This is a genomic window from Pantoea eucrina (genome assembly GCF_020079945.1).
GTDB lineage: Bacteria > Pseudomonadota > Gammaproteobacteria > Enterobacterales > Enterobacteriaceae > Pantoea > Pantoea eucrina.
The window spans coordinates 3054478-3063626 of the sequence record NZ_CP083448.1; the positions used below are offsets into that span (position 1 = coordinate 3054478).

Annotated in this window: 19 protein-coding genes; all 19 read right to left on the reverse strand. The window is 50.1% G+C overall.

Annotated elements, in window-relative coordinates; all coding sequences use genetic code 11:
• Positions 1-10 precede the first annotated feature (10 nt).
• On the reverse strand, positions 11-1000 hold the full coding sequence (locus tag LAC65_RS14480) for a DNA-directed RNA polymerase subunit alpha (protein ID WP_007891688.1): 990 nt from the start codon (positions 998-1000) through the stop codon (positions 11-13).
• A gap of 25 nt (positions 1001-1025) precedes the next feature.
• Positions 1026-1646, reverse strand: a complete 621-nt coding sequence (rpsD, locus tag LAC65_RS14485) for a 30S ribosomal protein S4 (protein WP_039380782.1) — start codon at positions 1644-1646, stop codon at positions 1026-1028.
• A gap of 33 nt (positions 1647-1679) precedes the next feature.
• Positions 1680-2069, reverse strand: coding sequence for a 30S ribosomal protein S11 (gene rpsK, locus LAC65_RS14490; RefSeq protein ID WP_004160563.1), 390 nt, complete (start codon positions 2067-2069; stop codon positions 1680-1682).
• Between the two features lie 16 nt (positions 2070-2085).
• On the reverse strand, positions 2086-2442 hold the full coding sequence (rpsM, locus tag LAC65_RS14495) for a 30S ribosomal protein S13 (RefSeq protein WP_039380785.1): 357 nt from the start codon (positions 2440-2442) through the stop codon (positions 2086-2088).
• Between the two features lie 146 nt (positions 2443-2588).
• Positions 2589-2705 carry a 50S ribosomal protein L36 gene (gene rpmJ, locus LAC65_RS14500; protein ID WP_004160566.1) on the reverse strand — a complete coding sequence of 39 codons (117 nt, stop codon included), beginning with the start codon at positions 2703-2705 and terminating at the stop codon, positions 2589-2591.
• A 32-nt stretch (positions 2706-2737) separates the two neighbouring features.
• Entirely contained in the window at positions 2738-4069 is a 1332-nt protein-coding gene (secY, locus tag LAC65_RS14505; protein WP_039380787.1) for a preprotein translocase subunit SecY, read from the reverse strand.
• Between the two features lie 7 nt (positions 4070-4076).
• Positions 4077-4511 carry a 50S ribosomal protein L15 gene (rplO, locus tag LAC65_RS14510; RefSeq protein WP_039380790.1) on the reverse strand — a complete coding sequence of 145 codons (435 nt, stop codon included), beginning with the start codon at positions 4509-4511 and terminating at the stop codon, positions 4077-4079.
• Between the two features lie 3 nt (positions 4512-4514).
• On the reverse strand, positions 4515-4694 hold the full coding sequence (rpmD, locus tag LAC65_RS14515) for a 50S ribosomal protein L30 (RefSeq protein WP_039380794.1): 180 nt from the start codon (positions 4692-4694) through the stop codon (positions 4515-4517).
• A 5-nt stretch (positions 4695-4699) separates the two neighbouring features.
• Entirely contained in the window at positions 4700-5200 is a 501-nt protein-coding gene (gene rpsE, locus LAC65_RS14520) for a 30S ribosomal protein S5 (RefSeq protein ID WP_013510759.1), read from the reverse strand.
• A 14-nt stretch (positions 5201-5214) separates the two neighbouring features.
• Positions 5215-5568 carry a 50S ribosomal protein L18 gene (rplR, locus tag LAC65_RS14525; RefSeq protein ID WP_013510760.1) on the reverse strand — a complete coding sequence of 118 codons (354 nt, stop codon included), beginning with the start codon at positions 5566-5568 and terminating at the stop codon, positions 5215-5217.
• A 9-nt stretch (positions 5569-5577) separates the two neighbouring features.
• The gene (gene rplF, locus LAC65_RS14530; protein WP_039380801.1) at positions 5578-6111 is read right to left on the reverse strand and encodes a 50S ribosomal protein L6; all 534 of its coding nucleotides are present in this window, start codon (positions 6109-6111) and stop codon (positions 5578-5580) included.
• A gap of 13 nt (positions 6112-6124) precedes the next feature.
• Positions 6125-6517: a 30S ribosomal protein S8 gene (gene rpsH, locus LAC65_RS14535; RefSeq protein WP_039380803.1), complete on the reverse strand. Its 393-nt coding sequence runs from the start codon at positions 6515-6517 to the stop codon at positions 6125-6127.
• Between the two features lie 32 nt (positions 6518-6549).
• On the reverse strand, positions 6550-6855 hold the full coding sequence (rpsN, locus tag LAC65_RS14540) for a 30S ribosomal protein S14 (protein ID WP_039380805.1): 306 nt from the start codon (positions 6853-6855) through the stop codon (positions 6550-6552).
• A gap of 14 nt (positions 6856-6869) precedes the next feature.
• A complete protein-coding gene (gene rplE / locus LAC65_RS14545; RefSeq protein ID WP_013510763.1) occupies positions 6870-7409 on the reverse strand; it encodes a 50S ribosomal protein L5 in 540 nt (179 codons plus the stop codon).
• A 14-nt stretch (positions 7410-7423) separates the two neighbouring features.
• A complete protein-coding gene (gene rplX / locus LAC65_RS14550) occupies positions 7424-7738 on the reverse strand; it encodes a 50S ribosomal protein L24 (RefSeq protein WP_021508218.1) in 315 nt (104 codons plus the stop codon).
• 10 nt (positions 7739-7748) lie between these two features.
• Positions 7749-8120, reverse strand: coding sequence for a 50S ribosomal protein L14 (gene rplN / locus LAC65_RS14555; RefSeq protein ID WP_038629760.1), 372 nt, complete (start codon positions 8118-8120; stop codon positions 7749-7751).
• A 168-nt stretch (positions 8121-8288) separates the two neighbouring features.
• Positions 8289-8543: a 30S ribosomal protein S17 gene (gene rpsQ, locus LAC65_RS14560; protein WP_010618568.1), complete on the reverse strand. Its 255-nt coding sequence runs from the start codon at positions 8541-8543 to the stop codon at positions 8289-8291.
• The gene (rpmC, locus tag LAC65_RS14565; protein ID WP_021508217.1) at positions 8543-8731 is read right to left on the reverse strand and encodes a 50S ribosomal protein L29; all 189 of its coding nucleotides are present in this window, start codon (positions 8729-8731) and stop codon (positions 8543-8545) included. The genes rpsQ and rpmC overlap by 1 nt, the downstream gene beginning before the upstream one ends.
• On the reverse strand, positions 8731-9141 hold the full coding sequence (gene rplP, locus LAC65_RS14570) for a 50S ribosomal protein L16 (RefSeq protein WP_002438716.1): 411 nt from the start codon (positions 9139-9141) through the stop codon (positions 8731-8733). The genes rpmC and rplP overlap by 1 nt, the downstream gene beginning before the upstream one ends.
• Between the last annotated feature and the right edge of the window lie 8 nt (positions 9142-9149).

Below are 9149 nucleotides of genomic sequence, written 5' to 3' on the forward strand. Positions count from 1 at the left end.
TGTGATCGGGTTATTCATCAGCGATGCTTGCTGGTGGCCAGTTTTCCAGGCGCATGCCCAGAGACAGACCACGTGAAGCGAGCACATCTTTAATCTCAGTAAGAGATTTTTTACCGAGGTTAGGCGTTTTAAGCAGCTCAACCTCAGTACGCTGTACCAGATCACCGATGTAGTGGATAGCTTCTGCCTTAAGGCAGTTAGCAGAGCGGACAGTCAATTCCAGATCGTCAACAGGGCGCAGCAGGATCGGATCGAATTCTGGTTTCTCTTCTTTCACTTCCGGCTGACGTACGTCACGTAAATCAACGAAAGCTTCCAGTTGTTCTGCCAGGATGGTGGCCGCACGACGAATCGCCTCTTCAGGATCGATTGTGCCGTTGGTTTCCATTTCGATGACCAGCTTGTCCAGGTCGGTGCGCTGCTCTACACGCGCTGCTTCAACATTGTAGGCGATACGGTCTACAGGGCTGTAGCAAGCGTCGACCAGCAGGCGGCCGATTGGGCGCTCATCTTCTTCCGAATGAATTCGGGCAGACGCCGGCACATAACCACGACCACGCTGAACTTTGATACGCATGCTAATAGATGCGTTTTCATCGGTCAGATGGCAGATCACATGCTGCGGCTTGACGATTTCGACATCACCATCATGGGTGATGTCGGCTGCAGTCACAGGGCCAATGCCAGATTTATTCAAAGTAAGGATGACTTCATCTTTACCCTGAACTCTTACCGCCAGCCCTTTCAGGTTGAGCAGGATTTCCAGGATATCTTCCTGAACGCCCTCTTTGGTGGAGTACTCGTGCAGCACGCCATCAATTTCAACCTCGGTCACCGCGCAACCCGGCATGGAAGAAAGCAGAATACGGCGCAGTGCGTTACCAAGAGTATGGCCAAAGCCACGCTCTAATGGTTCAAGGGTCACCTTGGCGTGCGTCGAACTCACTTGCTCGATATCTACCAGGCGCGGTTTTAGAAACTCTGTCACAGAACCCTGCATTGTGTCCTCTCTTTGGTACTAAGCTTTACTTAGAGTAAAGCTCGACGATCAGGTGTTCGTTAATGTCCGCAGACAGATCAGTACGCTCAGGCATACGCTTGAACACACCTTCCATCTTGGTCGCATCAACTTCCAGCCAGGTTGGCTTTTCACGCTGCTCAGCCAGCTCCAGAGCGGCCTTCACGCGAGATTGCTTTTTGGCTTTCTCACGGATGCTTACGACATCATTCGGAGATACCTGATAAGAAGCGATGTTAACAACGCGGCCATTTACCAGAATAGATTTGTGGCTAACCAGCTGACGTGCTTCTGCACGAGTGGCGCCAAAGCCCATACGGTAAACTACGTTATCCAGACGACCTTCCAGCAGAGCTAACAGGTTTTCACCGGTGTTGCCTTTCAGACGTGCTGCTTCTTTATAGTAGTTACGGAACTGACGCTCCAGCACGCCGTACATACGACGAACTTTCTGCTTTTCACGTAACTGACCGCCGTAATCAGACAGACGCGGTTTACGCGCACCATGCTGACCAGGGGCTTGTTCAATTTTGCACTTGGAATCAATCGCGCGAACGCCAGACTTAAGGAATAAGTCGGTACCCTCGCGACGGCTCAGCTTGAGCTTAGGACCCAAATATCTTGCCATTTTCTTTCTCCAACTAACCTAAAAAACGGGGCGTTATACGCGACGTTTTTTCGGCGGACGACAACCGTTGTGAGGGATCGGAGTCACATCAGTAATATTCGTGATGCGGAAACCAGCAGCGTTCAGAGCACGAATCGTAGATTCGCGGCCTGGACCTGGACCCTTAACCATAACTTCCAGGTTCTTAATACCGTAATCTTTTACCGCTTCTGCACAGCGCTCTGCAGCGACCTGAGCAGCGAATGGAGTAGATTTACGTGAACCGCGGAAACCGGAACCACCGGCGGTTGCCCAACCCAGCGCGTTACCCTGACGATCGGTAATGGTTACGATGGTGTTGTTAAAAGACGCATGGACATGAGCCACGCCATCTGAGACTTGTTTTCTTACACGCTTACGTGCACGAACTGGTGCCTTTGCCATTATTTACTCACCCCGATTATTTCTTGATCGGTTTACGCGGACCCTTACGGGTACGTGCGTTGGTCTTAGTACGCTGACCGCGAACCGGCAGACCACGACGATGGCGTAAACCACGGTAGCAACCAAGGTCCATAAGACGCTTGATGCTCAGGGTGATTTCACGGCGCAGATCACCTTCAACAACGAATTTACCAACTGCTTCACGCAGCTGATCAATCTGTTCTTCAGACAGCTCACTGATCTTAACATTTTCAGCAATGCCCGTTTCAACGCAGATAGCTTTGGAACGAGTTTTGCCGATACCGAAGATCGAAGTTAATGCGATAACGGTATGTTTATGATCAGGAATGTTAATGCCTGCTATACGGGCCACTATGCACTCCTATAATTAAATAAATGCGAACCATGCTGAAAAGCCCGTTTTCAGGATACTCAAATGGAAACGCATCGACATACAAAAGATTGGCTGGCTAATCTAGCCAGCTCAACCCGACTTTGCAAGAAAAATATGTGACTTAATCAGCCCTGGCGCTGTTTATGCTTAGGCTCGGCGCTGCAGATCACACGTACGACACCGTCGCGACGAATGATTTTGCAGTTACGACATAATTTCTTGACGGAAGCACGAACTTTCATTTTTACTCTCCGTAACTTCTCAAGCTACTGAATTAACGGCCATAGCCTTTCAGGTTAGCTTTTTTCAATGCAGACTCATACTGACTAGACATCATCAGAGTTTGCACTTGAGCCATAAAGTCCATGATGACGACCACTACAATCAGCAGTGAAGTACCGCCGAAGTAGAAGGGAACCTTCATGGCATCACGCATGAACTCCGGGATCAGGCAGATAAAAGTAATATACAGCGCACCGATTAAGGTGAGTCGTGTCATAACTTTATCGATATACTTCGCCGTTTGCTCTCCCGGACGAATTCCCGGTACGAATGCACCAGACTTCTTCAGGTTATCTGCTGTTTCACGCGGGTTAAACACCAACGCCGTATAGAAGAAACAGAAGAAGATGATTGCAGTCGCATAGAGTAGCACATAAAGCGGCTGTCCTGGCTGCAAATACAGCGAAATTGTTGTCAGCCAGTTCCAACCACTACCGCTCCCGAACCAGGATGCTATCGTTGCCGGGAACAGAATAATGCTGGAAGCGAAGATAGCTGGAATGACACCTGCCATATTCACTTTCAACGGTAAATGTGTGCTCTGTGCAGCATATACACGACGCCCCTGCTGACGCTTAGCGTAGTTGACCACGATACGACGCTGGCCACGCTCAACGAAAATAACAAAGAACGTCACTGCAAATACAAGAACTGCAACCAACAGCAACAGAAGAAAGTGCAGGTCGCCTTGCCGCGCTTGCTCGATGGTATGGCCAATGGCCGGCGGAAGACCCGCAACAATACCTGCGAAGATAATGATTGAGATACCGTTACCGATACCTCGTTCAGTAATCTGTTCGCCCAGCCACATCAGGAACATTGTCCCGGTAACCAGACTCACAACAGCGGTAAAGTAGAATGCGAAGCCCGGATTTAACACCAGGCCCTGCATTCCTGGCATATTCGGCAGACCGGTAGCGATACCGATCGACTGAAATATGGCCAAAACCAGGGTGCCATAGCGGGTGTACTGGCTAATCTTACGACGGCCAGCCTCACCCTCTTTCTTAATCTCTGCCAGGGCGGGATGAACCACCGTCAGCAGCTGGATAATAATAGAGGCCGAAATATACGGCATAATACCCAGCGCGAAGATTGAGGCACGACTGAGAGCACCACCAGAGAACATGTTGAACATTTCAATGATGGTGCCACGCTGTTGCTCAAGCAGTTTGGCAAGTACAGTGGCATCGATACCGGGGATTGGAATAAAAGAGCCAATGCGGAAGACAATCAGTGCACCGATTACAAACAATAGTCTGCGCTTCAGTTCACCAAAGCCCCCTTTGGCGCTTTGAAAATCTAATCCCGGTTGCTTTGCCATCTGCTACTTATTCCTCGATTTTACCGCCAGCAGCTTCGATTGCAGCACGAGCACCTTTGGTGACACGCAGTCCACGAATCGTTACCGGTGTAGTAACTTCACCAGACAGAATCACTTTCGCGAATTCAATCTGAACACCGATGATGTTGGCTGCTTTCAGCGTGTTCAGGTCAACAATACCGCCTTCCACTTTCGCCAGATCAGACAGACGAACTTCAGTCGTCACGAATGATTTGCGTGAAGTGAAGCCGAACTTCGGCAGACGACGGTACAGAGGCATCTGACCACCCTCGAAACCACGACGTACGCCACCGCCAGAACGTGAGTTCTGACCTTTGTGACCACGACCGCCGGTTTTGCCGAGGCCAGAACCGATACCACGACCCAGACGCTTGGAAGCGTGTTTAGACCCTTCGGCCGGAGACAGAGTGTTTAAACGCATCTCTTACTCCTCCACTTTCAGCATGTAGGAAATCGCGTTGACCATACCGCGTACAGCAGGCGTGTCTTCACGCTCAACGGTGTGACCAATACGACGCAGACCCAGGCCAATCAGAGTGGCTTTGTGCTTAGGCAGGCGGCCGATTGAACTGCGAGTTTGTGTAATTTTAATAGTCTTAGCCATCGTGATTACCCCAGAATTTCTTCAACGGATTTACCACGCTTGGCAGCGACCATTTCCGGAGATTTCATATTGCCCAGACCATCAATAGTTGCACGAACCACGTTAATCGGGTTGGTGGAACCATATGCTTTAGCCAGAACGTTATGAACTCCAGCGACTTCCAGGACGGCGCGCATTGCACCACCGGCGATGATACCGGTACCTTCAGAAGCCGGCTGCATGAACACACGAGAACCCGTATGCGCACCTTTTACAGGGTGCTGCAGGGTGCCGTGAGTCAGCGCGACGTTAATCATATTGCGACGAGCTTTTTCCATCGCTTTCTGGATCGCTGCTGGAACTTCACGCGCTTTACCGTAACCAAAACCCACGCGGCCGTTGCCATCACCCACTACAGTCAGTGCGGTGAAGGAGAAAATACGACCACCTTTCACAGTTTTAGAAACACGGTTTACCGCGATCAATTTTTCCTGCAGTTCGCCAGCTTGTTTCTCGATGTGTGCCATCTTAGACCTCTACCTTAGAACTGAAGGCCAGCTTCACGAGCAGCATCTGCAAGTGCCTGGACGCGACCATGATATTGGAACCCGGAACGATCGAAAGAAACATCTTTGATGCCTTTTTCGATAGCGCGCTCAGCCAGAGCTTTACCTACAGCTGCAGCGGCGTCTTTGTTACCGGTATACTTCAGTTGTTCAGCGATAGCTTTTTCTACAGTAGAAGCAGCAACCAGAACTTCGGAACCGTTCGGGGCGATTACCTGTGCGTAAATGTGACGCGGGGTACGATGTACCACCAGGCGAGTAGCACCCAGCTCTTTGAGCTTGCGACGTGCACGGGTCGCACGACGGATACGAGCAGATTTCTTATCCATAGTGTTACCTTACTTCTTCTTAGCCTCTTTGGTACGCACGACTTCGTCGGCGTAACGAACACCCTTGCCTTTATAAGGCTCAGGACGACGGTAGGCGCGCAGATCAGCTGCAACCTGTCCGATAACCTGCTTATCAGCACCTTTCAGCACGATTTCAGTTTGAGTCGGACATTCAGCAGTGATGCCGGCCGGCAGTGCATGTTCAACAGGGTGAGAGAAGCCCAGGGCCAGACTCACAGAGTTGCCTTTAACAGCTGCACGATAACCAACACCAACCAGTTGCAGCTTCTTAGTGAAGCCGTCGGTAACACCGATAACCATGCCGTTCAGCAGTGCACGAGCAGTACCTGCCTGTGCCCAACCATCCGCATAACCTTTGCGTGGAGCAAAAGTCAGGGTGTTGTCTTCCTGCTTGATTTCAACAGCATTGTTGATAGTACGAGTCAGCTCGCCGTTTTTGCCTTTGATCGAAACTTCCTGACCGTTGAGTTTTACCTCTACGCCGGCAGGAATAACGACAGGTGCTTTTGCAACACGAGACATTTTATTCCTCCGATTACGCTACGTAGCAGATAATTTCGCCACCAAGACCAACCTGGCGCGCTGCACGATCAGTCATGACACCTTTAGAGGTAGAAATTACAGCAATACCCATACCAGCCATCACTTTTGGCAGCTCATCTTTTCTTTTATAGATGCGCAGACCAGGACGGCTAACACGTTGAATGCTTTCTACAACAGCTTTACCCTGGAAATACTTAAGAGTCAGTTCCAGTTCCGGCTTGATGTCGCCTTCGATTTTAAAATCTTCAATATAGCCTTCTTCCTTCAGCACGTTGGCAATTGCCACTTTCAGCTTGGAGGAAGGCATAGAGACCGCAACTTTGTTCGCGGCCTGACCGTTACGGATACGGGTCAGCATATCCGCGATCGGATCTTGCATGCTCATCTGTGTTACTCCCGTGATTCAAATGGTGACAATTACCAGCTAGCCTTTTTAAGACCCGGGATTTCACCGCGCATAGCGGCTTCACGGACCTTGATACGGCTCAACCCAAACTTCCGCAGGAAACCGTGCGGACGACCTGTCTGACGGCAGCGGTTACGCTGACGGGAAGGGCTGGAATCACGCGGCAGACTCTGCAGCTTGAGAACGGCATTCCAACGATCTTCGTCAGATGCGTTCACATCAGAAATGATTGCTTTCAGCTCAACGCGTTTTGCGAAGAACTTGTCTGCTAATTTCACACGCTTAACTTCGCGTGCTTTCATAGATTGCTTAGCCATTAAGTAACCCTACCTTACTTGCGGAACGGGAAGTCAAAGGCAGCCAGCAGTGCACGGCCTTCATCATCAGATTTCGCAGTAGTGGTAATGGTAATATCCAAACCACGAACGCGATCGACTTTGTCGTAGTCGATTTCTGGGAAGATGATCTGCTCACGTACGCCCATGCTGTAGTTACCACGACCGTCGAAAGACTTCGCAGAAAGACCGCGGAAGTCACGAATACGTGGTACAGCAATAGTGATCAGACGCTCAAAGAACTCCCACATGCGTTCGCCACGCAGAGTTACTTTACAGCCGATCGGATAGCCCTGACGGATTTTGAAGCCTGCAACTGATTTGCGTGCTTTGGTGATCAGCGGTTTTTGACCGGAGATTGCTGCCAGGTCGGCTGCTGCGTTATCCAGCAGTTTCTTGTCAGCGATCGCTTCACCAACACCCATGTTCAGGGTGATCTTCTCGACCCGAGGGACTTGCATGACAGAATTGTAGCCAAACTCTGTCATGAGTTTCTGGACTACTTCGTCTTTGTAGTAATCATGCAGTTTCGCCATCGTACTACTCCAAATTACTTGATAGTTTCGCTGTTAGACTTGAAGAAACGGACTTTTTTGCCGTCTTCGAATCTAAAGCCTACACGGTCAGCCTTGCCGGTTGCCGCATTGAAGATTGCAACGTTAGAAACCTGAATTGCAGCTTCTTTTTCAACGATGCCACCTGGCTGGTTCAGAGCCGGAACCGGCTTCTGGTGTTTCTTAACCAGGTTGATACCTTCAACGATGACTTTACCAGAAGTCAGGACGTTCTTTACTTTACCGCGCTTACCTTTGTCTTTACCGGTAAGAACAATAACTTCGTCGTTACGACGGATTTTAGCTGCCATTGCTCGCTCCTTAGAGTACTTCTGGTGCCAGAGAGATAATTTTCATGAACTTTTCATTGCGAAGTTCACGAGTTACCGGCCCAAAAATACGCGTTCCGATTGGCTGCTCACTGTTATTGTTCAGAATAACGCATGCATTGCCATCGAAGCGAATGACAGAACCGTCCGGGCGACGAACACCCTTCCTGGTGCGCACCACTACCGCTTTCAGGACATCACCTTTTTTCACCTTGCCACGAGGAATTGCTTCCTTGATGGTCACTTTGATGATATCGCCGACGCCTGCGTAGCGACGGTGCGAGCCACCCAGAACCTTGATACACATTACGCGACGTGCACCGGAGTTGTCGGCGACGTTCAGCATAGTCTGTTCTTGGATCATTTTAGTGCTCCGCTAATGTCAACTACTACTTCGGGACCCAAACCTCAGGTCGTTAAAAAGCCCCATAATTGAGGGCGCGGCATTATAACACCGGATCTCGCAGATGGGTAGAAAAAATGAACGGCTCGCGAGAGCCGTTCATTTTGTTTTTAGAGGAAACGAATTCTATTACAGAATCGCTTTCTCTACAACGCGAACCAGAGTCCAGGACTTAGTCTTGGAAAGTGGACGGGTTTCGCGGATCTCAACCACGTCACCAATACCACACTCATTGTTCTCGTCATGGATGTGCAGCTTAGTCGTACGTTTGATGAATTTACCGTAGATCGGGTGCTTCACGAAACGTTCGATAGCGACAACAGCAGATTTCTGCATTTTGTCACTAACAACACGACCTTGCAGAGTACGGATTTTATCGGTCATTACGCCGCCTTCTCAGTCAGTAAAGTCTTAACGCGCGCAACATCACGGCGAACTTGCTTCAGCAGATGGGTCTGCTGCAGCTGGCCAGATGCTGCCTGCATGCGCAGGTTAAACTGCTCACGCAGGAGGTTAAGCAGCTCAGTGTTCAGCTCTTCAACGCTTTTTTCACGCAGCTCAGTTGCTTTCATTACATCACCGTCTTAGTTACAAAGGTGGTTTTGATAGGCAGTTTTGCTGCTGCCAGCTTGAAGGCTTCACGGGCCAGCTCTTCCGGTACGCCGTCCATTTCATACAGGACTTTACCAGGCTGAATCAGGGCAACCCAATACTCAACGTTACCCTTACCTTTACCCATACGCACTTCCAGCGGCTTCTCGGTGATCGGTTTGTCCGGGAATACACGGATCCAGATCTTACCTTGACGCTTAACTGCACGGGTCATAGCACGACGTGCTGCTTCGATCTGACGAGCGGTCAGACGACCACGGCCAACAGCTTTCAGACCGAAAGTACCGAAGCTAACATCCGTACCCTGCGCCAGACCGCGGTTACGGCCTTTGTGCACTTTACGGAATTTTGTACGCTTTGGTTGTAACATCAGCGACT

What these genes read in the sequence shown, in the direction of transcription:
- rplE (WP_013510763.1), bottom strand. Translation starts at nt 7,409, where the DNA reads ATGGCGAAACTGCATGATTACTACAAAGACGAAGTAGTCCAGAAACTC.
- LAC65_RS14480 (WP_007891688.1), bottom strand. Translation starts at nt 1,000, where the DNA reads ATGCAGGGTTCTGTGACAGAGTTTCTAAAACCGCGCCTGGTAGATATC.
- rpmD (WP_039380794.1), bottom strand. Translation starts at nt 4,694, where the DNA reads ATGGCTAAGACTATTAAAATTACACAAACTCGCAGTTCAATCGGCCGC.
- rplF (WP_039380801.1), bottom strand. Translation starts at nt 6,111, where the DNA reads ATGTCTCGTGTTGCAAAAGCACCTGTCGTTATTCCTGCCGGCGTAGAG.
- rpsN (WP_039380805.1), bottom strand. Translation starts at nt 6,855, where the DNA reads ATGGCTAAGCAATCTATGAAAGCACGCGAAGTTAAGCGTGTGAAATTA.
- rpsE (WP_013510759.1), bottom strand. Translation starts at nt 5,200, where the DNA reads ATGGCACACATCGAGAAACAAGCTGGCGAACTGCAGGAAAAATTGATC.
- rpmJ (WP_004160566.1), bottom strand. Translation starts at nt 2,705, where the DNA reads ATGAAAGTTCGTGCTTCCGTCAAGAAATTATGTCGTAACTGCAAAATC.
- rpmC (WP_021508217.1), bottom strand. Translation starts at nt 8,731, where the DNA reads ATGAAAGCAACTGAGCTGCGTGAAAAAAGCGTTGAAGAGCTGAACACT.
- rpsD (WP_039380782.1), bottom strand. Translation starts at nt 1,646, where the DNA reads ATGGCAAGATATTTGGGTCCTAAGCTCAAGCTGAGCCGTCGCGAGGGT.
- rplN (WP_038629760.1), bottom strand. Translation starts at nt 8,120, where the DNA reads ATGATCCAAGAACAGACTATGCTGAACGTCGCCGACAACTCCGGTGCA.
- rpsQ (WP_010618568.1), bottom strand. Translation starts at nt 8,543, where the DNA reads ATGACCGATAAAATCCGTACTCTGCAAGGTCGTGTTGTTAGTGACAAA.
- rplR (WP_013510760.1), bottom strand. Translation starts at nt 5,568, where the DNA reads ATGGATAAGAAATCTGCTCGTATCCGTCGTGCGACCCGTGCACGTCGC.
- rplX (WP_021508218.1), bottom strand. Translation starts at nt 7,738, where the DNA reads ATGGCAGCTAAAATCCGTCGTAACGACGAAGTTATTGTTCTTACCGGT.
- rpsK (WP_004160563.1), bottom strand. Translation starts at nt 2,069, where the DNA reads ATGGCAAAGGCACCAGTTCGTGCACGTAAGCGTGTAAGAAAACAAGTC.
- rplO (WP_039380790.1), bottom strand. Translation starts at nt 4,511, where the DNA reads ATGCGTTTAAACACTCTGTCTCCGGCCGAAGGGTCTAAACACGCTTCC.
- secY (WP_039380787.1), bottom strand. Translation starts at nt 4,069, where the DNA reads ATGGCAAAGCAACCGGGATTAGATTTTCAAAGCGCCAAAGGGGGCTTT.
- rplP (WP_002438716.1), bottom strand. Translation starts at nt 9,141, where the DNA reads ATGTTACAACCAAAGCGTACAAAATTCCGTAAAGTGCACAAAGGCCGT.
- rpsH (WP_039380803.1), bottom strand. Translation starts at nt 6,517, where the DNA reads ATGAGCATGCAAGATCCGATCGCGGATATGCTGACCCGTATCCGTAAC.